The following is a 21,623-nucleotide window of genomic DNA, read 5'->3' as shown; positions in this document are numbered from 1 at the left end:
AGTCTATCGGAGCACCACAAGGACCCCGCTCACACCCCGGCCTGCATCGACACCGTGGAACCCGTCCGTGACTTGTGCACATTCAGCTGTGTGGTGATGCGCTGCTTCATGTCATCCACGTGCGAGACCACCCCGATGACCCGCCCGCCACTGCGCAGGTTTTCCAGGGCATCCATGACCTCTTCGAGGGTCTCGGCGTCCAGCGAGCCGAAACCCTCATCGACGAAGAGCGTTTCGATGTCGATGCCGCCGGAGGAGTGCGCGATGACATCGGCCAGCCCCAGGGCCAGCGACAGCGAGGCCATGAAGGTTTCCCCGCCCGAGAGCGTCTGGGTATCGCGGGTGGCACCGGTCCAGGAATCCAGGATCTGCAATCCCAGGCCGGACTTGCTGTTGCCGCGCGGGGCATCGTCATGCAGCAATGAGTAGCGGCCCCCGGTCATGGCCAGCAGCCTTTCGGTCGCAGCCAGGGCCACCGACTCGAGCCGGGCGGCCAGCACGTAGGTGCTCAGCGTCATCTTCAGCCGGTTCTCCCCCGCCCCGCGGGCCAGCTCGGTGACGGCCTTGAGGGTTTCAAAGCGTTCCACCACCGGTCCTGCCTCCCGCGCGAGCACGGCCAACTGCCCCAGTGCCCGCTCCAAGCGTGTGGCGTAGCTGCTCAGCACGCCCTCGCGGCTCAACAGGCCATCGCGTGCGGCAGTGGCAGCAGCCAGGGATTTATCAGCCTCGACGATCTGCTCATCGCGTGGTTGGCCGATGCCCGCGGCAACCTCGCTGCGGGCTTTCTCGATTCCCGGTGCCTCGGCGAGGGTCTTGATCCGCACGGCCTCGTCGTTGTGGGTGCGCACGCGCAGTTGTTCGGCACTGCGCCGTGCATCATCAAGCACCAGGTGCTGCCACGCCGCAGTGTCTGCCGCCCCGATCTCTTCAAGCTTTGCCGCCCACAGGGACGCGGCGCCGGCCAACACGGTATCGGCGCTTGCCCGTGCCTGCACCGCCGCCACTAGGGCTTCCAATGCCGTGGCCGCGGCACCGAGCAGCTCGTGGCGTTGAGCCAGGGTTTGGCCCTCCTGGCCCAGCGCCGCCAACCGGTCCCCGAGCGTGGCGGCCCGGGATTTTTCGGCGGCGAGTTTGGTGGCAGCGACCTCAAGTGCGGTCCCGGCGGTGGCCGTGGCACCCTTCAGCGTCTCGAGCTCGGTTTCCGCCGCGGTCAGTGCTTGCTGTGCCGCTGCAGCTTCTTTGCCCGAGGCGATGGCCTGGGCGTGGGCGGCGGTGGCCGCAGCCAATTCCGTGGCAGCCTCTTCGGCTGAGAGCTCACCAATTTTTCCACGGGAGACATCCAGGGCGGTGTTCGCGTTCTTCAACGCTGTCTGCTGCTGTTCTTCGACTTTTTCCGCGGCGGAGAGCAGCTGCCCGGCGGCTTCGAGGTCTTCGGGCCCGACCAGCTTCCCCGCAGGCAGGGCGGCAGGAGCGGGATGGGCGGTGGAGCCACAGACCAGGCAGGGCTCCCCCTCAACGAGTTCCTGGGCCAGGGCCGCGGCGGCCTGGTCCAGGCGCAACGCACTCAACGCGGCCAGGGCCTCGCGGGCTTCCAACGTGGCGCTACGGGCAGCGTTCCAGTCGGTGTGCGCCGCGGCCTGCACCTGCTCCGCCCGAGTGCGCGCGGTGACGGCATCGCGGCGATCGGTGGCGGCTTGCACGGCCTGGCCACGCGCCGTCGCCGAATCGGTCAGGGCGGCAAGTTCGGTGTGCTGGGTACGCAGCTGTGGCAGCTTCCCCTGAAGCTCACCGGTGCGTGCCGTACGTTCCTGCTGCTTGGTGGTGCCGGTTTCGATCTCCTGGAGCAAGGCTCCGATGCTTACTTGGGCCGCGGCGAGCTCGGCTTCCTGTGGCAGTGCTGCCTCGATCAGGGCTGCTGATGCGCGCACTGAGCGTGCCGCAGCGTTGGTTGCCTCGGCCACCTCTTCGAGCCCCTGCACGGTGGGTTCGGGTCCGCCGGCGGTCTGAAGCAACTCATCAATCGCCGCGTTCTGGGCTAGCAGCGCCTGGTGTGCTTCACCGGATTCGGCCTCGGAGATCGCTGCGGCAACCTGCCGGTGTGTCTTCTGCGCTTCGGTGCGGGCGGCAACCAGTTGCTGGTGGTAGGGGCGCAACCCGACGGCGCGGGCATCTGCTTCCAGCAATGCACCGAGTTCGGCGATGCCCTCGGCCCGATCCGTGTGGCCCTGGCGCAGGGCTTCGAGTTCGGCCAGTTGGCGGTGTCTGGTGGTCCGGGCATCCAATGCGGTGCGTGTTTCGCGGGCCGTGGCCACCTCGGAGTCGGCGGTGTTCCGGGCCTCGGCCAGCGAAGCTTGGGCCAGTGCGACGCGATCGCGCAGCAGTGCGCCGAGTTCCTCGTCGGCACCCACCTCTAGGTGTTCGCGGGCAGCCTGTGGCAACCGGGCTTCTTCGGCAACGGACTGATCGGATTGCGGAGCGTGAGCATCGGCTCCGGCGGCGTCCGGATCGACCTGAGTAGCCGTGTCCGTGGCGGTGGCTGTTTCGGCAAAAAGCGTGGTCTCGGCATCGGCCACCAGCGCCCCTAGCGTGGTGGCCCGGGCGCGCGCAGCCTCTTCGGCCTCAACGCGGGCGGCGGCAAGCCGCTCGCCGAGCACGCGTTCGGCCATCGCGTAGTCGCTGGTATCAAAGAGTTTGCGCAGCAGCTCCTCGCGGTCCTTGTCCTTGGCGCGCAGGAACGCGGCAAAGTCCCCTTGGGGCAACATCGCGACCTTGGTGAACTGTTCCTTGTCCAAGCCCAGGATGCCCTTGAGCGTGTCCCCGACTTCGTCGTTACGCGTGGATTTCTCCACCCAGGACCCGTGGATCCGTTCGCGCAAACGCGACTGGGCCTGCGCGGTGGTGAATCCGTTTTTGCTGCGCGTCGAGGGCCGCTCCCAGGCCGGGGAACGAGTGACCTCAAAGCGCCGCCCCTTGATGGAGAATTCGCAGATGACCTCCGGGGCCACCGACGGACCCGCGTGGTCGCTGCGCAGCGACCTGGAACCGGTCCGCACCCCGGGCAGCGAACCGTACAGGGCGTAGCAGATCCCGTCGAGCACACTGGTCTTTCCGGCGCCGGTCTCGCCATTGAGCAGGAAGATGCCCGCCTCGGAGAGCGCATCGAAGTCGATCACCGCGCGTTGGGCGAAGGGCCCGAAGGCCTCGAGCTGAAGCGAATGAACCCTCATGCCTGCACCTTCTCGCTGGCGACCTGGTCCAGCACCGAGACGATGAGGGCTTCCTCGGCGTCGTTCAGCGGCCGCAACCGCACGTGGTCGACGAACCCGGCACAGACCTCCACCGGGGATTTGGCCGCGGCCAGCCTCTCGGCGTAGGAGTGGTGGGCATCATCGATCCGTTCGGCGGGCTCGAAGTTCAGTACCAGGGTGTCGGGGAACCTTCCGCGCAGCCGCTCCATGGCCGCGGCGGGGCGGTGGGTGTCGGTGAGGGTGATCTGGCACCAGGCATCTTCCGCGGAGGCATATTTGTCTTCGGTGAGCAGTTCATCGATGGTCCCCTTGAGGATGCGCAACGCCTTGGTCGCCGGCCAGTTGACGGCGCGCACCTCACCGAGACCTTCGACGCCGATGTCCAGTAGCCAGGCACCCTTGTGGTGCCCGGCCTCGGAGAAGGAATACGGTATCGGGGATCCGGAGTAGCGGATGTTCTGCGCCAGCGTTTGGCGTCCGTGCAGGTGCCCCAGCGCGGCGTAGCTGAAGTCAGCGAAATAGCTGGTGGGCACGATGTCCAGCCCACCGATGCTCAGCTCGCGTTCGGAGTCCGATCCTGCACCTCCGGCGGCAAAGACGTGTGCGAGCACCACCGGGTGCACCGGGTGAGCTGCCGCTTCGCGGCGTGCCGCCAAGTCAGTCCGCACGCGTTCGAGGGCCGCGTCGATGACCGGCGGGTGCCCGGGGGCACTGACGCCCAACGATTCTGCGACCATGCGCGGCTCCAGGTACGGCAGCCCGTACACCGCCAGCTCGAAGCCCTCGGCGGCAATCATCACCGGGCGGTCGATGTCCGCCACCCGGGTGCGCAGGTGCAGCCCGGCGTGTTCCAACAGCGCTGAGCCGAAGCCCAGGCGCAGCGCCGAGTCGTGGTTGCCACTGGTGATGACCATCGCCACCCCTGTCTCACGCAACCGCACCAGGGTGTTATCAAAGAGCGTCACCGCGTCCACGGAGGGCAACGCCCTGTCATATACGTCCCCGGAGACCAGCAGCAGATCAACCTGCTCGGTCACGATGGTTTCCACGAGCCGGTCAACAAATTCTTCCTGGGCCCGCTGCAGCGAGGCCTGGTGGAAGGAACGGCCCAGGTGCCAGTCGGAGGTGTGCAAGATACGCATGGGCTCCAGCTTAGCCAGAGCCCTCCCCCGCGTTGGTATTCGGGCACCGCCGGGTACGCGTTTAGAACTAGACTTGCTCCCGTGAGTGAATCAACTGAGCAATACGCGCTTTCCGCCGATTATTCCGACCGTGTCTTCGGGGTGCTGTTGGCCGCCGCCGACGGTGCCGCCCATGCCCGCGATGCGCAGGAGCCTGGCGAAACCGAGACCCTGGCCCTCTATCTGCTCGATGGCCTGCTCGAGGCCCTGGAATGGGCCCATGAGGGCGTGGCCTCCGACGAGGCTGCCTGCATGTGGCTGGCCGCGCTGCGCTGGTACAAGCTGGTGAACAAGTCCTACCCCGACGGCGCCCCCGAACCGCAGCCACGCTGGATCGATGAGGCCTTCGCCGGCGCTCCTGCTTTTGCCGCGGGCGACACCCAGAACCTGCTGGCCCTGGGCCAGACCGATATGGCCTCGACGGGCCGACCGTTGTACCCGGACGCCGACACCACCGGGGTGCTGACCCGTGCCGCGTTCGTGGCATTGCTGCCGAGAGTCGATGAGGCCACCACGGCCAAGATCGCCACCGATGCCGCGGCACTGACCCACGGCGCTCCGTCCGCGCACCGCGCAGCTGGGGCCGCTGCCCTGGTGGTGCGTGCTGCGCTGGAATCCGGAACCGACTCGATGGGCCGTTGGGCCGAGCTAGTCCAGGAATTTGAGGTGACGGATGCCGAACACGAGGCAGCGGGCAGCACGGAGCCCTCGGACATCACAGCAGAGGATTCCTCGGCGGAAGCACCAAACGACGGCACTGCAGGTACAGGATTGGTGCGCGCCGTGGATTGCGTGACCCGAGCACTGGCTCACACCGAGGCAAAGGCTGCCTACCAGGCGCTCTTCGAGTACCTGGGCGAGGACCCCGATACGGAGACCGCCGCATTTGCCACCACATTGCTGGCGGCGGTGCTGGGCACTGACGCGGTGGCACATCGCCCGGCCTCGGAAATCGACTCCGTCTTGGACGCCATGCACGATCGCTGGCTGGCCCTCACCGGCGGCGAGTAGCACCGCGCGCCTCCCAGGTGGCGCTTCTCCGGTGCGATGCCTCGCTCTTTCTATCCGAGACCCGCGTGGGCCAGCTGGTCCACGCGGGTCTCGGTGCACTGCGCGAATGGCTTCCACGGCGCTGAGCGCCGCAGACCACGCAGAATCCTGCCCGGAGCATGGCCTCTATTGCTATTTCTCGGCCCGTTCTACAACCCGATCCTGGGTGCACACGTGCCCGGGCAACCGCACGCGCCTACGCGCGCACGCGCGCGAGGCCCTGATTCAGGGGACATCAGCAGACTCCGTGCAGCATTGATGCTCCACGGAGTCTGCTTTCTAGGTTCTGGCCCCGAGGCTCAACGGGCGTACCGGTTCGAACGGGGCTCTTAAGCGGCGTCGAAGCCGTCGATCAACTGCAGGAATTCGCCCTCGGCCATAATCGCCACACGTTGGCCGGCTTCCTGCAGGCGAAGCACACGTTTGGCCTTGCCGGTGAGCCGTCCGCTGGAGAGGTCCTCGGGCACAAACCCGTCGCCGACCACCAGCACCGTGGTGGCTCGGGTGACGCGGCTGGCGGTGTTGGCTCCGCGCTCCGCGGCCCGGTCCTTGGCGACCTGACGGGAGATGCGCAGGTTTCCGGTGAATACCACCATTTCCCCGTACAACGGGTGCGCCGGGTCGGACTCGGGGTTCCCCAAGCGGTCGGCACCCTCCTGTGGCCAGGCTGCCCATTCGGGCTGCACCGGGACGTTGTTGCCGCTGGCCGCCCAGCCCTGGGCGTCACGGGTAGCCTTGGATAGCTCGTCCCCCGGGGTCCACGCCGGGGCGAATCCCATCTTCACGCTCAGTGCGTGCGCGGCAGCGTCCACCGCATCGGCTTCCTGCCGGCGGGCGATGTCGATCATGATCTGCGCGCAGGCCCGGGCATCGGCCAACGCATCGTGGTGGTTCTCCATCGGAGAGCCTGCCTCTTGGGCCACAAACGGCAGCGAGTAGGAGGAAAGTTCGTAGGTGCGCCGGGCCATCTTCACGGTGCAGGCGTAGTCGAAGGCCGGGCCGGCCAGTTCGGAGACTTCCAGAGCGGAGCGGATCACACCGAGGTCGAAGGCTGCGTTGTGTGCCACGAGGGTGTCGGTGCCAATGAAGTTGGCCATCGGGGTGAACAGTTCACCGAATCGCGGGGCGTCGGCCACCATGTCAGCGGTGATGCGGTGGATCATCACATTGCGTGGATCGAAGTGGTCGAACCCCTCCGGCGGGCGCATCAGCCAGGAGGCCTCTTCGACGATTTTGCCGTCGCGGACCCTGCTGAGCCCGACGCTACAGGCGGAGCCACGGAATCCGTTGGCGGTTTCAAAGTCGATCGATGTAAAGTCCAGAGCCACCGTCCTAGGTTACCGCCGATCCCCCGCGCAGTGTTCACCGCCGCCAACCGATGTGGCACAAATGACATCTTCCGCCCCCATGCCGAACCCCCGGCGAGCCGGTCGCTGCGACTCAAGCACAGCATCCCGCCTGCCGGGGGCTGGAGGTACGTCGGTTCGATGCGCTAGGCGGTGGCCCGGCGCAGGGTCAGGTAGGACCCGCCGGCCAGCACCACGCAGAGGCAACCAAGGACGATACTCAAGCCCAGCACTTGCATTCCGGCGAACCATGCGCCGACCTGGGGCCAAGCATTGTTGAGTGTTGCAAGGCCAACCAGGCCCAGCACCAGCACGGCGAAGCCGATGCCGGCGATCAGCAGGCCGGTGGCTTTCCAGCGCATGTACACCGTGGCAGCCCAGAAACCGATCATGAACAGCAGCACCATGGCCACGAAGTAGAACAGGATCTGAATGGCCCCGTTGTTCTCGGCGATCCAGTCCAGGGCGAAGATCTGTCCGTTGAAACCCCAACCGCCGGTGGCCTGCTCCAGCAGGCCCAGCAGGTAGTACAGGACCGCGTAGCCCAGTGCGAAGACGGCAAAGAGGCCCAGGGTGCCCAGGTAGAAGGTCCGCCGGGAGACACTCATGGCCTGGGAAAAGGGGAAGGTGTAGGTCAGCGACTGGATGCCCAGGGCCAGGAAATACCACATGACCGCCTGCCCCGATCCTGAATACAGGGTCCCTTCCCTGGCGCTGGCCGGCAGCAGGGCCCAGATGGCAAACGTGATGGCGGTGGATCCCACCAGGATCACCATCGGGATACCCATGAAGGTCCACTTGTTGATCAATTGCATCTGCGCAACCTTGATGACGCGGCTCATTTGAGGACCTCCACTGATTCATTGTTGTCGTTTTGCAGACCGGCCATGGTGGTGCGTACCACCAGCTGCTGGAGCGGAACGGCCGAGAGCTCAAGCCCGAGTTCGGCGGCCATGGCCCGCTCGGTTTCGCCAAGCCGGGCCTTGATGGTCACCGATGCCAGCGATCCCATGGAATCGCGGTGCAACACCTGATGTCCGTTGATGAAGGAATCGACTTTCTCCCTGCTTCCGGTCACCGCCACCGCGGATCCGCGCAGCGATTCGGCGTCCTCGTCGAGCATGATGCGTCCCTTGTCGATGACCACCACGTGTTCGAGCAGGTTCGCGATCTCGTCGATCAGATGGGAGGAGAGCACGATGGTGCGCGGGTACAGGGCAAAGTCCTCAAGCAACCGGTCGTAGAAAATCTGCCGCGCCACAGCGTCGAGCCCCAGGTAAGGCTCGTCGAAGAAGGTGACCTCGGCCCTTGCGGCCATGCCGATGATCACTCCCACTGCCGAGAGCTGCCCGCGCGAAAGCTTCTTGATGCTCCGTTTCATCGGCAGGGCGAAGTCCGTGACCAGGCGGTCGGCCAGGTCCTGGTCCCAGTTGGCGAAGAACAATGCCGCTGCCTTGAACGCCTGTCGGGCATTAAAGTCGTCGGGGTATTTCTGCGACTCGCGGATAAAGCAGATCTTCGCAAGGATCTCATCGTTTTCGTACGGACTGTGGCCGAAGATGAGCGCCTCGCCGCTGCTGGGGAACCCCTGTCCGGTGAGGATCGACATCAGGGTGGTCTTTCCCGCTCCATTGCGGCCCAGCAGTCCGTAGATGCGCCCGGCCTCAAGTGTCAGCGAGACGCCGTCGAGTGCGTCGAGTTCGCGATAGGACTTTCTCAGGTTCCGAACTTCGATGGCTGGTGCTGGTGCGTTGTTCATCAAAGCACACTTCCTTCGCTTGCCTCGGTCGTGAGCGATTCGTGGATCATCCCGGCGAGTTGTTCTGCGTTGATTCCCAGCTTGCGGGCCTCGCGGGCCAGCGGCTGGACGTATTGTTTCTGGAAAGCGCTGCGCCGATTAGCCATCAACTTCTCGCGGGCGCCGGTGGCGACAAACATGCCAATTCCCCGTTTCTTGTATAGGATCCCGCGTTCCACCAAGAGGTTTACGCCCTTGGCAGCGGTGGCCGGATTGATGCGGTAATAGGCCGCGAACTCGTTGGTCGAAGGAACCTGGCTCTCTTCGGCCAGGGTTCCGGCAACGATCTCCGACTCGACCAGTTCGGCGATCTGGATAAAGATCGGCCGTGAATCATCAATTGCTGCCACGTCGGCCAACCTCTCTCGAAACGCACCGATCACACCAACTTGGTTGGTTCAGTGGTTCATTACTCATGTAACTAAGCTAGAGTCATGACGTCCGGCTGTCAACCCGTATCCGCAACTTTTATCCTCCCTGTGCCGGAGCCTGGCCACCGTGTTTTAGGCAGCAAAAAACCCGGCCGCTCGTCGGTGGTTTCGCTTACCTGCGAAAACACGTTCCGACGTGCGACCGGGCCAAAACCCTACTGCGGGTCAGGATCCTTGATCTCAGAGCTACTGCGCGGAGTCGGTCCCCTGCATGCCCGCCTTCTTGGCCCGCGCCTTGCGGATCTTGAGCACCAGCCAGAGCACCAGCAGTGCCAGGACTACCACGATGACGATTTTCTGGAACACGTCGGCATAGTCCTCCACCACCTTCCAGTTCTCCCCCAGGTAGTACCCCGAGAGCACGAAGATGGAGTTCCAGATCAGCGAGCCTGCTGCGGTCAGCCCCAGGAACTTGGCCTGGTTCATCTTGGTAATGCCGGCCGGAATGGAAATCAGTGAGCGGAAGATCGGGATCATTCGCCCGAAGAACACCGCCTTGGAACCGTTGCGGTCAAACCAAGCCTCAACCTTGTCCACATCGTTCAGGTCCACCAGAGGCAGCCAGCCGAAGATTGCCCGGGTGCGTTCGCGGCCCAAGGCCCGACCTACCCAGTACAGCGCGTAGGCGCCGACGATAGACCCGATCGTGGTCCACAGCAGCGCCTCGAACAGCGAGAAGGAGCCACGGCTGGCTGCGAATCCGGCCAGCGGCAGGATCACCTCGGAAGGCAGCGGCGGAAACAGGTTCTCCAGGGCAATGGCCAGTGCAGCGCCGGGCGCCCCGATGACCTCCATCAGGTGCACGGACCAGTCGGCAAATCGGGAGATCAGGCTATCGCCCGAGGAGTCGGCGGCAGCGGCCTGTAGCGCAATCAAAGTAGTCATTGCCTTCCAGTATCGCCTAAACATCTGGAGTTCCGGAGGGCAGCACACAAGAATGTGTCCAAGGACTCACACCCGCGGCTTCGGCGGCATTCCCCGCTGGCCTGCGGGTGACGCCCATCATCCGAGGCGGGAGCAGGGCCCTTCAGTTGCTAAGATGGCTCGATGGCAAATCAACGAACCTCACGTCCACCGGTCATCCGGCTTTTCCCGGATCACGCCGGCACAGTCCTGTGGCTTCGTGATCCCGTTGACTACGCCCAGACCGCCCTGAGCACCACCCTGGTGGCCGCATTGCAGGGGTGGGAGCGTAATTATTACGAGTCTCTCACCGAGGAGAACACCTTCCGCACCAAGGAGCTGGCCCGCAGCTTTACGGCCGAAGGAAACCGATTGGCCGGGATCGTTGCCGCCGAGGTAGGCAGCGGTTTTGCCGTCGAATTCAGCAGCTATGAGAGGTTCTCACGCCGGCGCTACTTCAATAGCCCGATGCCTGCCACCAACCCCGCAGCAGCAACCTGTTTTGCCGCGTTGCTGGAAGCCGACGATGCCGCTGCAGCAGAGCTCGCGGCTCCGGCTCAAGAAGAGGCGGCCCGGCGCACCGCCGATTGGGCCGCACACCGCCGCACCCCCGAAGGGGCCTAAACCTGCCGCACCGGCACCCTCAGCGGGATGCCACAGGGGCTTCGTGCGCATCGGTGTGGTGAACTACCACCGGCGCACCACCCACGGCCGCACTATCCTCGATCGCGGCGAGCACCCGTTGGACCTCGAGTCCGTCGGCAAATGACGGCGAGGCGGCGCTGCCCCCATCGATGGCCAGTAAGAAATCTCGCAGCTCGTGGATGAAAGTATCCGCCCAGCCCAGCACGTGCCCGGTGGGCCACCAGCCTTCCAGATACGGGTGCTGAGGCTCGGTCACCAGGATTGAGGTGAATCCCTGGGCACCAGTGGGGGCCTCCAGATCACACACCTGCAGCTGATTCATCGATTCTAAGTCGAAGGCCAGCGAGCCACGCGACCCGTAGAGCTCGATCCGCAGGGCGTTCTTCCGGCCCGTGGCCATGCGCGTGGCCTCCACCGAGGCCACCGCCCCGTTGTCCAGCTGCAGCGTCGCCCAGATGGCATCATCCACGCTCACCTCCTCCTCCCCCGCGGCGCCGGGGCGCCGCTGCACAAACGTGCGGCTGGTGCCCGAGACACTAGCCACCTCGGCCCCGGTCAGGAAACGGACCTGATCCACGGCATGGGACCCCAGATCGCCCAGGGCACCGGATCCCGCTTCATCCTTGCGCAGCCGCCAACTCATCGGCGCCTGCTCATCGACCAGCCAATCCTGGTAATACCTGATGTTCAGCTGGCGCAGCTCACCCAGCCGGCCGCCCGCCACCAGCTCGCGGGCCAGCGCCAGGGCCGGCAGCCGACGGTAGTTGAAACCCACCATCGACACCACCTTCGCCGCTTCGGCCCGCTGCGCGGCGGCCGCCATATCTGCCGCCTCTTCCATGGTGTTGGCCAGCGGCTTTTCCACCAGCACATGCTTGCCGTGGGCCAGGGCGAAGAGCGCGATCTCGGCATGCAGCGCACCCGGGGTGCAGATATCCACGATGTCGATGTCCTCGCGGGCCACTGTGGCGCGCCAGTCGGTACTGGATTCGGCCCAGCCGTAGCGCCGCGCGGAGGCCTGCACGGCCTCCGCGTTGCGCCCCACCAGCACGCGCATGTCCACCGCCGGGGTGTCGAAAACGGCGTTCACGTTGCGCCAGCCGTGTGAATGGGCCTGGCCCATGAACGAGTAGCCGATCACTGCGACGCCGAGGGCCGGTGAGGACATGTGGTTTCTCCTGAGGTGGTGCTGGACGGTGGTTACGGGCGGTGCTGTACGGTGCTTAGGACTCGAAGGCCGTCGGCAGGTACTTCTCAACGTTCTCCGCGGTGACCACTGCCGCGTAGAGCACGATCTGGCGCGGGATTTCGATGTCGAGCAGGTCGCCCAACGCCTTGTCCTGGGCCACCAGTCGGGCCACGCGCACACCGTCGGCCGCCTGGTAGGCGGGGTAGACGGTGGTGGCCTTGACCACCGAGTCACCGGACTGGATCTCGCGCATCATATTGGCCGAACCGCCGTTGCCGACCATGAAGAACTCGTCGCGGTCAGCGGCCTTGATGGCTGCCAGCACCCCGACACCCTGGTCATCGTCGTGGTTCCAAATGGCGTCCAGGTGCGGGGCCGCCTGCAAGAGGTTGGAGGCAGCCTTCTCCCCGGACTCCACGGTGAATTCGGCAGGCACCCGGTTGGAAACCTCGAGCCCGCACTTTTCCAGCGCGTCCTCGAATCCGCGGCTGCGGTCCTGGGTCAGCGGCAGCGAGTCGATGCCCGGAATTTCGCCGATCTTGGCGTCCTTCTTGCCGTCGAGCTCGTTGCAGATGAAGTCCCCGGCGGAGACGCCCACCCCGTAGTTATCGCCCAGCACCGTCACACGGGAGGACTGCGCGGTGCTGAATTCCCTATCGACGTTGATGACCGGGATGCCGGCATCCATGGCCTTCTGGGCCACCTGGGTCAGCGCTGCACCATCGAAGGGCAGCAGCACGATGGCGTCGACCTTGTCGTTGATCATGGTCTCGACCTGGCTGATCTGGACGCTGACGTCGTTGGTACCCTCGGCCACCTTCAGCTCAACATCCGGGTACTCCTTGGCGGTTTCCACCGCGAGGTCGGTCATGGCGGCCATGAAGCCGTGGTCGGCCGCCGGCACGGAGAAGCCGATGGTGACCTTCTCGCCTGCTTCGGCGTTGGATCCGGCCGCGGCAGGTGCCGCAGCGGCGGCACCGGTGGACGCTGTCTCGGCCGGGGCGTTGGAAACGCAGGCGGTGAGCATGAATGCGGAGGTGGCCAGCAGGGCTGCTGCCCCGAGCATCTTGGACGGGCGTTGGGTGCGGGTGAACATGGATTCTCCTTGGAAACGGTGGTGCTGCGGGTGTGTGGGTTCTGGGGTGTAAGCGTTCGTGCGTCTCACGTTCGTTGGGCCCTGCGGGCCAACTGGCGCTGGATCAGCACGGCGCTGACGATGATGGCGCCCTTGGCCACGAGCTGGACCGAGAGCGAGAGATTGTTCAGGGTGAAGAGGTTGGTCAGCGTGGAGAAGATCAGCACGCCCAGCACGGTGCCGAAGATCGAACCGCGCCCGCCGGTGAGCAGGGTGCCGCCGATGACCACCGCGGCGATCACATCCAGTTCCAGCCCGGTGCCGTGGGTGGCGCTGCCGGTGGTGGTGCGGGCCATGAGCATCAACGCCCCGATGCCGGCGCAGAGCCCGGCGAGCGCGTAGATCGCCATGGTGTGGCGTTCGACCTTGATGCCCGCCAGTCTGGCTGCCTCGGGGTTGCCGCCGATGGCGAAGGTGCGCCGGCCAAAGGTGGTGCGGTTCAGCAGCACCCAGCCGCCGATGGCCACCAGGATGAAGATCAGCACGATCACCGGGACGCCGAACACGTCTCCGCCCACGGCCTTGAGGAAGGGCTCGACGGTGATGATCTGGGTTTTCTTATCGGAGATGATTTCGGCCAGCCCTCGGGCCGCTGCCATCATGGCCAGCGTGGTGATGAAGGAGACGACCTTGCCGTAGGCGATCAGGATCCCGTTGATCAGTCCTGCGGCTGCTCCCACTGCCATGGCGGTGAGCGCCATGAAGATCCACGAGGAGGATTCGGCGAACGCCTGGCCGGAGACGGTGGTGGCCCAGACCGCAGAGAGTGCCAGGATCGCGCCAACCGACAGGTCGATCCCGGCGATGGTGATCACGAAGGTTGCCCCGATGCTGACCACCCCGGTGACCGCGGCCAGCCGCACGATGGTCATCATGTTGTTGGAGTCGGCGAATCTGTCCCCGGCGGTGAAGGCACCCAGGGCGCAGAGCAGCAGCAGTGCGAAGATCAGTCCCATGTTCCGGCGCAGACCCGCATCCAACAGCCATTTCATGGCGCTGCGCCGCGGCCGGGTGTAAACCGTCCGGCTCGGCTGGGTTTCGGTAGTCGTGCTCATAGTGTTGTCCCTTCCATCACGAGGTCAAGAATCCGGTGTTCGCTCATTTGCGCGGCGGGCGCCCGGTGTACGATCCGGTTTTCGGAGACCACCAGGACCTCGTGGCTGAGCCCAAGGACTTCCTCGAGTTCACTGGAGACCACGATGATCGCGATGCCGGCCCGCGAAAGTTCGGAGACTAGCGTGTAGATCTCGCTGCGTGCTCCCACATCAACCCCGCGGGTTGGTTCATCGAGCAGCAACACCCGGCAGCCGTGCGAGAGCCAGCGGCCCAACACGATCTTCTGTTGGTTGCCTCCCGAGAGGGTCCGGGCTTCGCGCATCGGGTCCGCGGGCCGCAGCTCCAGCTTGGTGATTTGTTCCATGCTGGCCTGGTATTCACGTTTGCCACTGGTGAATCCTGCCAGCGAGTAGCGCGGGATGCTGGCCAGGGTGAAGTTTGCCGCCAGGGTGTCATCAAGCAGCAGCGCCTGGCTTTTGCGTTCTTCGGGGCACAGCCCCATTCCGGCGTTCACCGCAGAGACCGTGGAGCCGGGACGTAGTTTCTTGCCGTCGAGGTGCACGCTGCCGGAGACCGGCTTGGTGCTGCCGTAGATCGCCCCGAGAATTTCGGAGCGGCCCGATCCCACCAGCCCGGCCAGGCCCAAGACCTCACCGGCTGCGACCGAGAAGGAGATCGGTTCGTTCCCGGGCGCCACCACAAGATCTTTGACCTCGAGGACCGCGGCGGCATCGTCGGCGACGGGTGTGAGTGCGGGGAAAACGTTGGTGATCGAGCGCCCGGTCATCAGCTTGATCAGCTCGGCGTTGGGGGTGTCGGCCACCAAAAGGTTCGAGGCCACGGCGGTGCCGTCCTTGAGCACGGTGATGCGGTCCCCGATCACCCGGATTTCCTCGAGGCGGTGCGAGATGTAGATGACGGCGACGCCGCTGGCCGTCAGGAATCGAACCGTGTCGAAGAGATTGCGGACCTCTTCGGAGTCCAGCACCGCGGAGGGCTCGTCCATGATGATCAGCCGCACGTCGCGGGAGAGGGCTCGGGCCATGGATACGATTTGCTGTCCCGCGGCCGAGAGTTCGCCGACCTCCATTTCCGGAAGGATCTCCGGGTGTCCCAGCCGGGTCAACAGCCCGGCCGCGGCGCGGTGCTCGGCCTTGCGGGAGCTGAATCCTGCTCTGGCTTTTTCGTGGCCTAAGAAGATGTTCTCCGCCACGGTCAGGGTTTCGACCAGGTCCAGTTCCTGGTACATGGTGCCGATGCCGGCCTTGATCGCTTCGTCGGGGTTGGAGAATCCGATCTCCTTCCCGTCGAGCAGGATCTGGCCTTCGTTGGGCTGGTGGACTCCGGCCAGCACCTTGATCAAGGTGGATTTCCCGGCACCGTTCTGCCCCAACAGGCAATGGACCTCGCCGGCGGTGACCTCGAAGGCGACCTCACGCAGGGCAACGATGCCTGGGAAGCGTTTTTCGATGCCCCGCATTTCCAGCAGGGTGCTCCCGCCGGGGGTGCTCTCGGTGTCTTGGTCGTAGTTCATAGTGATGGACGTTACACAGACTTTTGATTATTGTCGAGCAAAAGTCGAGAAGCAGTTCACATTAGTTGTGACGACAACTACTATCTTCTGGCAAATATGCTTCACTAGACTCATGGCCTTGACGACAATTAACCCCAAAGCACCCAACACCGGAACGGGGGCAGGCGACCTTTTCCAGTACCTGCGCAACGGTCAACCAAGAACGCGATCCGAGTTGGCGACGCTGACCGGACTCTCCCGTTCCACCATTGCCACCCGTGTTGATGCCTTGCTGGACACCGGGCTCGTCGGGGCCGTCGGCGCTGCTCTCTCTTCCGGCGGCCGTCCCCCCTCGACCTTCGCCTTTGCCCCCGAATCGCGCACGGTACTCGCCGCAGATCTCGGCGCCGCACACGCCATTCTGGGCCTGACCGACTTGGCCGGAAACATCATCGACCACCTGCGCGCGGACCTCGACATCACCAACGGCCCGGTGCCGGTGCTCGACTGGGTCGTTGCCAGGTTCACCGAGCTGCTTCAGCGCAACGGGCGCGACGCCTCCACCCTCTCGGGCATCGCGATCGGGGTCCCCGGACCCGTCGCGCATTCCACCGGACGACCCACCAAGCCGCCGATCATGCCTGGCTGGAACGACTTCGACATCCCCGGCACCATCCAACAAACCTTCGACGTGCCGGTTCTGGTGGATAACGACGTGAACATCATGGCCCTGGGTGAACAGTCCCTGAGCTGGCCGGACACCGAGAACCTTATGTTCGTCAAGGTCGCCACCGGCATCGGGGTGGGGCTGATCAGCGGCGGCGCATTGCAACGCGGTGCCCAGGGATCCGCTGGGGACCTTGGCCACGTTCAGGTCCCGGGCGGCGCAAGCACCCCGTGCAGGTGCGGGAACACCGGCTGCCTCGAAGCGTTGGCCGGCGGCGGCGCCGTCGCAGCGAACCTCGCGGCTCAAGGATATGCCGTGCACACCGCATCGGATGTGGGAAAGCTCGCCGAGGACAACAACACCGCCGCGATCCAGGTGCTGCGGCAGGCCGGACGTGACATCGGATCGGTCCTGGCCATGTGCGTGAACCTGCTTAACCCCTCGGTGATTGTGCTCGGCGGCAGACTGGCCAGCGCCGGCGAACACGTGATTGCCGGGGTCCGCGAACAAGTCTATTTCCGCTCCACCCCGCTGGCCACCCAGCACCTGGTGATCGTGGGCTCCGCAGCGGCGGACATGGCAGGAGTGCGCGGAGCCAGCATGCTGGTGATCGGGCACGTCCTGGCCCCCGACGCCGTCGATCATCAGGTCATGAACCGCGCCGCGGCCATGGCCACCTGAGACCCGTACGCGCCGCCCCGGCACCCCGCACCACCGAAAGGGCCACCATCGGCCCGGCACAAGGAGACAGCGCCATGAGCACCACATCCTCGACCCACCCGGTCACGCTCTTCACCGGTCAATGGGCCGATCTGCCTCTGGAACAGGTTGCCGCCCACGCGGCAGAGTGGGGTTACGACGGCCTGGAGATCGCTGCCTCCGGAGACCACCTCGATCTGAAGTTGGCCGACGAGGATGATGCCTACCTGCAATCGCGCCTGGACATCCTGGAGCGCCACGGGCTAAACCTCTATGCGATCTCCAACCACCTCACCGGCCAGGCCGTATGCGATGACCCCATCGATTTTCGTCACCAGGCGCTGGTGCGCTCCTATACCTGGGGCGACGGAGATCCGGAGGGCGTACGCCAACGTGCCGCCGAGGACATGAAACGCTCCGCCCGGGTGGCCCGCAAGCTCGGAGTCGACACCGTCGTGGGGTTCACAGGGTCCAAGATCTGGCCCTACGTCGCGCAGTTTCCCCCGGTCCCGGCCGCGGTCATCGACGCCGGTTATCAAGATTTCGCCGACCGCTGGAACCCGATCCTTGATGTCTTCGACGAGCAGGGCGTGCGCTTTGCTCACGAGGTCCACCCCTCGGAAATCGCCTACGACTATTGGTCATCGGTCCGCACGCTCGAAGCCATCGGACATCGGGAGGCCTTCGGATTCAACTGGGACCCCAGCCACATGATGTGGCAGAACATCGACCCGGTCGGATTCATCTGGGACTTCAAGGAGCGCATCTACCACGTCGATTGCAAGGACACCCGGATGCGCACCCCCAACGGACGCGCCGGAGTACTGGGTTCGCACCTACCCTGGGGCGACCCACGCCGCGGCTGGGACTTCGTTTCCACCGGGCACGGGGACTTACCGTGGGAAGATGCGTTCAGGGCGCTGAACGCCATCGGCTACACCGGGCCGATCTCCATCGAATGGGAGGACGCGGGCATGGACCGCCTGCACGGGGCACGCGAGGCAGTGTCCTACATCCGTTCACTGCTCTGGAAGCTACCCGAAGCATCCTTCGACGCGGCCTTCAGCAACCAGGGCTAGCCGACGCGGGCTACGACGTTCCGGGTCCGGCAGCGGACGGAGCCTGCTGCCGGATGAACACTGCTGCGCCGATTCGAGGACTTCTACCCCGTGACGCGAGCCTGCCCGCGGTCCGTTTTGGCGACGCTCAGCAGCAAACCGGAATCTTCCAACGCGGTGATCTGCGATGTGCCTGCGGGCATGACCAGCAGGTCCCCGGTCCGTCCTTCCCATGACTGGGTGCCCGAGCTCAACCGGATCCGGCCCTGCAGTACCATGACAGTGGCCTCCCCCGGGTTGGGATGTTCCTGCAATTCGGTCCCGGCGACGAGTCCCATCACCGTTTGGCGCAGGGTGTGTTCGTTTCCTCCAAATACCGTGCTGGCAGCACGCCCATGGGACGTCGCGGTGGCCTCCTGCAGCTGGGTGCGGGCAATGGCGGTGAGCGAAAACTTCTTCATGGTCCCCTCAATCCCGAATAACTCCTGTGACCAAGGATGGCCCGGGATCTATCGACCGGTCAAGCAACCGCTGCCCCGGGCTTTCCGCCGACACCATGCCCGAACACCGAAACCCTCACCACACGCCGTCCACGGAACGGGGCGCTTGATCGACCAGCCATGTTCAATTCGTCCCAGTGGCGGTAGGTTGAAATGAAGTGGACACCCCGCTTTGGCCGACGCCGGAGCACCGGTATGACCCGGAACGGGGCCCCGAACACCACCGTTTCCCGGCCCCCTGGAGGTGTGGACGACGCCAAGCCCGCGGCACGTGCCGCACACCGCTTTTTCGACAAGCCCATCATCCGGCCGTCAAGCATCCCACGTATGTGCGGGCGGCCACGTAAGTTCGAAAGGACCACGCTTCCATGCCGGCAAACTCCTTCAATTCCCGCTCAAACCTCGACGTTGATGGCCGCAACTATACAATTCACCGGATCGACGCCATCAAGGACTCCGCCCGTCTGCCCTACAGTCTCAAGGTGCTGCTGGAAAACCTGCTGCGCAACGAGGACGGCCGGCTGGTCACCGCCGAACAAATCAACGCCCTGGCCTCCTGGGATCCGGCGGCCGAAGCAAAAAACGAAATCCAGTACACCCCGGCCCGGGTACTGATGCAAGACTTCACCGGCGTCCCCTGCGTGGTGGATCTGGTCGCGATGCGCGATGCGATGACCGCGCTGGGCGGGGACCCTAAGAAGGTCAACCCGCTGATCCCGGCAGAACTGGTCATCGACCACTCAGTGATCGCCGACGTCTTCGCCCGCAGCGATGCCTTCTCGGTCAACGCTGACTTCGAATTCAAACGAAACCAAGAGCGCTACCAGCTGCTGCGCTGGGCCCAGCACTCCTTCGACGACTTCCTGGTGGTCCCGCCGGACACCGGGATCTGCCACCAGGTCAACCTCGAGTACCTCTCAAGGGTGGTCTTTACCCGCGAAGGGCCCGACGGCACCGCTGCCTACCCTGACACCCTGGTCGGCACCGACTCGCACACCCCCATGGTCAACGGTCTGGGTGTGCTGGGCTGGGGCGTGGGCGGCATCGAGGCCGAGGCCTCCATGCTCGGCCAGCCCATGAGCATGCTCATCCCCCAGGTCGTGGGGCTCAAGCTCACCGGTGAGCTGCCCGAGGGCACCACCGCCACCGACCTGGTGCTCACCGTCGCCGAGTTGCTGCGCAAGATCCGTGTGGTGGGCAAGTTTGTTGACTTCTTCGGCCCCGGGGTATCCAACGTCCCGCTGGCCACCCGCGCCACGCTGGGCAATATGTCCCCCGAATACGGTTCCACCGGCGCGTTGTTCCCCATCGACTCCGAGACCCTGGATTATCTGCGCCTGACCGGCCGCGAAGAGCACCAGATCAAACTCGTTGAGGCCTATGCCAAGACGCAGGGGCTCTGGCACGATCCGGACCACGTTCCGGACTTCAGCCAGGTCGTCGAACTCGATCTCGGGACGGTGCAGCCCTCGCTGGCCGGGCCCACACGCCCGCAGGACCGGATCCCGCTGGCCGCCGCGCAGGGAGCAGTGCGTCGCCTGCTGGCCGGGGACACCCATGAGGATGCCATCTCCGGCGGACTCGATGATGCCTCCGAGGAGTCCTTCCCGGCCAGCGACCCGGTGGCCATCAGCTCGCGGATCGACCGCGATGAGCCCCCGCGCGACTACTCCGGCGAGGCGGTGCTCACCTGGCCCTCGACGCCCACCCAGATCGATGTCGGTGGGAACGCCGAGACCGTGGACCATGGTTCGGTGGTTATCGCCGCCATCACCTCCTGCACCAACACGTCCAACCCGACCGTGATGCTTGGTGCTGCCCTGCTGGCCAAGAAGGCCGTCGAGCTAGGGCTGCGCTCCAAGCCGTGGGTCAAAACCACCCTGGCACCGGGCTCCCGGGTGGTCACCGACTACTACAACCGCTCCGGGCTGACCCCGTACCTGGAGACCCTGGGCTTCAACCTGGTCGGCTACGGCTGCACCACCTGCATCGGCAACTCCGGCCCGCTGATCCCGGAGGTGTCCGAGGCGGTGAACTCGCACGACCTGACGGTAGCCTCGGTGCTCTCGGGCAACAGGAACTTCGAGGGCAGGATCCACGGTGAGGTGAAGATGAACTTCCTGGCTTCCCCGCCACTGGTCATCGCCTACGCCTTGGCCGGATCGATGCACGTGGATCTGCTCAACGACTCCCTGGGCGAGGACACCGAGGGCAACCCGGTCTACCTGCGGGATATCTGGCCCACTTCCGCCGAGGTCAAGGCCGTGGTCGATGCGAACCTCGAGGCCTCAATGTTCACCAAGGGGTACGCGGATGTGTACCACGGGGATGAAAACTGGCGCTCGATGCACATCCCGGACGGCGACCAGTTCGCCTGGGACGACACCTCCACCTATGTGCAGTCCCCGCCGTATTTCGAGGGCGTGGGCCGGATCCCCGAACCCCTGGCGGACATCACCGGCGCGCGCGTACTGGTGAATCTGGGCGACTCGGTCACCACCGACCACATCTCCCCGGCCGGCGCCATCCGCAAGGACTCCCCCGCCGGCGCTTATCTGATGGATAAGGGTGTCGCCCCGGCCGATTTCAACTCCTACGGTTCGCGGCGCGGCAACCACCACGTGATGATCCGCGGGACCTTCGCCAACGTGCGGCTACGCAACAAGCTGGTTCCCGGCATCGAGGGCGGCTTCACCCGGCACCTGCCCGGCACCGAGACCACGTCCATCTTTGATGCCTCGCTGGCCTACCAAAAGGAGAACATCCCGCTGGTGGTGCTGGCCGGCTCCGACTATGGGTCGGGTTCCTCGCGCGACTGGGCCGCCAAGGGCACGCTACTGCTGGGGGTCAAGGCCGTGCTGGCCACCTCCTATGAGCGGATCCACCGTTCCAACCTGATCGGCATGGGTGTGCTCCCGCTGCAATTCCGCGACGGTGAAACCGCCGAATCCCTGGGACTGACCGGCGAGGAGGTCTTCTCCATCGCCGGGTTGGCCGGGACCGAGTCGCTGCCGGCGGAGGTCACCGTGAGCGTGGAAGCCGACGGCGCCACGCGCACCATCCCCATGCGGGTGCGCATCGACACTCCGGCCGAGGAGGCGTACTACCGCCACGGCGGCATCCTGCAGTACGTGTTGCGCCAGCTGCTCGACGCCGAGGACTGAGGCACCTTCGGGAGGGCTTCCTGCACCGTGCGCGAAGCCC

The 21,623-nt window shown here is 65.2% G+C and carries 17 protein-coding genes; 5 read left to right on the top strand and 12 right to left on the bottom strand.

Going from position 1 to position 21,623, the window contains the following annotated elements:
- Positions 1–29: 29 nt before the first annotated feature.
- Entirely contained in the window at positions 30–3,227 is a 3,198-nt protein-coding gene (locus tag ADIAG_RS04360; protein WP_007270099.1) for an AAA family ATPase, read from the bottom strand.
- Positions 3,224–4,390, bottom strand: a complete 1,167-nt coding sequence (locus tag ADIAG_RS04355; protein ID WP_007270098.1) for an exonuclease SbcCD subunit D — start codon at positions 4,388–4,390, stop codon at positions 3,224–3,226. The genes ADIAG_RS04360 and ADIAG_RS04355 overlap by 4 nt, the downstream gene beginning before the upstream one ends.
- Before the next feature lie 81 nt (positions 4,391–4,471).
- On the opposite strand from ADIAG_RS04355, the gene ADIAG_RS19930 reads away from it, so the two are divergent.
- Complete coding sequence (locus tag ADIAG_RS19930; protein ID WP_007270097.1) at positions 4,472–5,440, top strand: ADP-ribosylglycohydrolase family protein; 969 nt, start codon at positions 4,472–4,474, stop codon at positions 5,438–5,440.
- A gap of 368 nt (positions 5,441–5,808) precedes the next feature.
- Here ADIAG_RS19930 and ADIAG_RS04345 read toward each other — a convergent pair whose 3' ends face one another.
- From ADIAG_RS04345 to ADIAG_RS04325, 5 genes are all read right to left on the bottom strand, one after another.
- Positions 5,809–6,807, bottom strand: a complete 999-nt coding sequence (locus tag ADIAG_RS04345; protein ID WP_007270096.1) for an exonuclease domain-containing protein — start codon at positions 6,805–6,807, stop codon at positions 5,809–5,811.
- 164 nt (positions 6,808–6,971) lie between these two features.
- Positions 6,972–7,667 (bottom strand): hypothetical protein, encoded by a 696-nt coding sequence (locus tag ADIAG_RS04340; RefSeq protein ID WP_007270095.1) that lies wholly within the window; start codon positions 7,665–7,667, stop codon positions 6,972–6,974.
- A complete protein-coding gene (locus tag ADIAG_RS04335) occupies positions 7,664–8,584 on the bottom strand; it encodes an ABC transporter ATP-binding protein (protein WP_007270094.1) in 921 nt (306 codons plus the stop codon). The genes ADIAG_RS04340 and ADIAG_RS04335 overlap by 4 nt, the downstream gene beginning before the upstream one ends.
- A complete protein-coding gene (locus tag ADIAG_RS04330) occupies positions 8,584–8,973 on the bottom strand; it encodes a GntR family transcriptional regulator (RefSeq protein ID WP_007270093.1) in 390 nt (129 codons plus the stop codon). The genes ADIAG_RS04335 and ADIAG_RS04330 overlap by 1 nt, the downstream gene beginning before the upstream one ends.
- A 267-nt stretch (positions 8,974–9,240) precedes the next feature.
- Positions 9,241–9,939 carry a DedA family protein gene (locus ADIAG_RS04325; protein ID WP_007270092.1) on the bottom strand — a complete coding sequence of 233 codons (699 nt, stop codon included), beginning with the start codon at positions 9,937–9,939 and terminating at the stop codon, positions 9,241–9,243.
- A gap of 162 nt (positions 9,940–10,101) precedes the next feature.
- Here ADIAG_RS04325 and ADIAG_RS04320 point away from each other — a divergent pair, with 162 nt between their 5' ends.
- Positions 10,102–10,581: a hypothetical protein gene (locus ADIAG_RS04320; protein WP_007270091.1), complete on the top strand. Its 480-nt coding sequence runs from the start codon at positions 10,102–10,104 to the stop codon at positions 10,579–10,581.
- Between the two features lie 19 nt (positions 10,582–10,600).
- Here the strand turns inward: ADIAG_RS04320 and ADIAG_RS04315 are convergent, their stop codons facing one another.
- The 4 genes from ADIAG_RS04315 to ADIAG_RS04300 form a co-directional block, all read right to left on the bottom strand.
- The gene (locus ADIAG_RS04315) at positions 10,601–11,770 is read right to left on the bottom strand and encodes a Gfo/Idh/MocA family protein (RefSeq protein ID WP_007270090.1); all 1,170 of its coding nucleotides are present in this window, start codon (positions 11,768–11,770) and stop codon (positions 10,601–10,603) included.
- A gap of 55 nt (positions 11,771–11,825) precedes the next feature.
- Positions 11,826–12,887 carry a substrate-binding domain-containing protein gene (locus tag ADIAG_RS04310; protein WP_007270089.1) on the bottom strand — a complete coding sequence of 354 codons (1,062 nt, stop codon included), beginning with the start codon at positions 12,885–12,887 and terminating at the stop codon, positions 11,826–11,828.
- Positions 12,888–12,952: 65 nt separating this feature from the next.
- Positions 12,953–13,981, bottom strand: coding sequence for an ABC transporter permease (locus ADIAG_RS04305; protein ID WP_007270088.1), 1,029 nt, complete (start codon positions 13,979–13,981; stop codon positions 12,953–12,955).
- Positions 13,978–15,516 carry a sugar ABC transporter ATP-binding protein gene (locus tag ADIAG_RS04300; RefSeq protein ID WP_007270087.1) on the bottom strand — a complete coding sequence of 513 codons (1,539 nt, stop codon included), beginning with the start codon at positions 15,514–15,516 and terminating at the stop codon, positions 13,978–13,980. Before ADIAG_RS04300 ends, ADIAG_RS04305 begins: the two co-directional genes overlap by 4 nt.
- A gap of 112 nt (positions 15,517–15,628) precedes the next feature.
- Here ADIAG_RS04300 and ADIAG_RS04295 point away from each other — a divergent pair, with 112 nt between their 5' ends.
- Together ADIAG_RS04295 and ADIAG_RS04290 are read left to right on the top strand one after the other, a co-directional pair.
- The gene (locus ADIAG_RS04295; protein ID WP_007270086.1) at positions 15,629–16,843 is read left to right on the top strand and encodes an ROK family transcriptional regulator; all 1,215 of its coding nucleotides are present in this window, start codon (positions 15,629–15,631) and stop codon (positions 16,841–16,843) included.
- Positions 16,844–16,917: 74 nt separating this feature from the next.
- Positions 16,918–17,940 carry a sugar phosphate isomerase/epimerase family protein gene (locus tag ADIAG_RS04290; protein WP_007270085.1) on the top strand — a complete coding sequence of 341 codons (1,023 nt, stop codon included), beginning with the start codon at positions 16,918–16,920 and terminating at the stop codon, positions 17,938–17,940.
- Positions 17,941–18,023: 83 nt separating this feature from the next.
- Here ADIAG_RS04290 and ADIAG_RS04285 read toward each other — a convergent pair whose 3' ends face one another.
- Positions 18,024–18,380: a cupin domain-containing protein gene (locus ADIAG_RS04285; RefSeq protein WP_007270084.1), complete on the bottom strand. Its 357-nt coding sequence runs from the start codon at positions 18,378–18,380 to the stop codon at positions 18,024–18,026.
- A 407-nt stretch (positions 18,381–18,787) separates the two neighbouring features.
- Here ADIAG_RS04285 and acnA point away from each other — a divergent pair, with 407 nt between their 5' ends.
- Positions 18,788–21,583: an aconitate hydratase gene (gene acnA, locus ADIAG_RS04280; protein WP_007270083.1), complete on the top strand. Its 2,796-nt coding sequence runs from the start codon at positions 18,788–18,790 to the stop codon at positions 21,581–21,583.
- Positions 21,584–21,623: the final 40 nt, after the last annotated feature.

Source organism: Paeniglutamicibacter gangotriensis Lz1y (assembly GCF_000348945.1).
GTDB classification, from domain to species: Bacteria; Actinomycetota; Actinomycetes; order Actinomycetales; family Micrococcaceae; genus Paeniglutamicibacter; species Paeniglutamicibacter gangotriensis.
This window is presented reverse-complemented; position numbering and strand designations above follow the sequence as displayed.

Excerpts from the sequence above, each read along its gene's own strand:
- ADIAG_RS04355 (WP_007270098.1), bottom strand. The coding sequence starts at position 4,390 with ATGCGTATCTTGCACACCTCCGACTGGCACCTGGGCCGTTCCTTCCAC.
- ADIAG_RS04305 (WP_007270088.1), bottom strand. The coding sequence starts at position 13,981 with ATGAGCACGACTACCGAAACCCAGCCGAGCCGGACGGTTTACACCCGG.
- ADIAG_RS04335 (WP_007270094.1), bottom strand. The coding sequence starts at position 8,584 with ATGAACAACGCACCAGCACCAGCCATCGAAGTTCGGAACCTGAGAAAG.
- ADIAG_RS04285 (WP_007270084.1), bottom strand. The coding sequence starts at position 18,380 with ATGAAGAAGTTTTCGCTCACCGCCATTGCCCGCACCCAGCTGCAGGAG.
- acnA (WP_007270083.1), top strand. The coding sequence starts at position 18,788 with ATGCCGGCAAACTCCTTCAATTCCCGCTCAAACCTCGACGTTGATGGC.
- ADIAG_RS04340 (WP_007270095.1), bottom strand. The coding sequence starts at position 7,667 with ATGAGCCGCGTCATCAAGGTTGCGCAGATGCAATTGATCAACAAGTGG.
- ADIAG_RS04310 (WP_007270089.1), bottom strand. The coding sequence starts at position 12,887 with ATGTTCACCCGCACCCAACGCCCGTCCAAGATGCTCGGGGCAGCAGCC.
- ADIAG_RS04315 (WP_007270090.1), bottom strand. The coding sequence starts at position 11,770 with ATGTCCTCACCGGCCCTCGGCGTCGCAGTGATCGGCTACTCGTTCATG.
- ADIAG_RS04290 (WP_007270085.1), top strand. The coding sequence starts at position 16,918 with ATGAGCACCACATCCTCGACCCACCCGGTCACGCTCTTCACCGGTCAA.
- ADIAG_RS04295 (WP_007270086.1), top strand. The coding sequence starts at position 15,629 with ATGGCCTTGACGACAATTAACCCCAAAGCACCCAACACCGGAACGGGG.
- ADIAG_RS04300 (WP_007270087.1), bottom strand. The coding sequence starts at position 15,516 with ATGAACTACGACCAAGACACCGAGAGCACCCCCGGCGGGAGCACCCTG.
- ADIAG_RS04320 (WP_007270091.1), top strand. The coding sequence starts at position 10,102 with ATGGCAAATCAACGAACCTCACGTCCACCGGTCATCCGGCTTTTCCCG.
- ADIAG_RS04360 (WP_007270099.1), bottom strand. The coding sequence starts at position 3,227 with ATGAGGGTTCATTCGCTTCAGCTCGAGGCCTTCGGGCCCTTCGCCCAA.
- ADIAG_RS04325 (WP_007270092.1), bottom strand. The coding sequence starts at position 9,939 with ATGACTACTTTGATTGCGCTACAGGCCGCTGCCGCCGACTCCTCGGGC.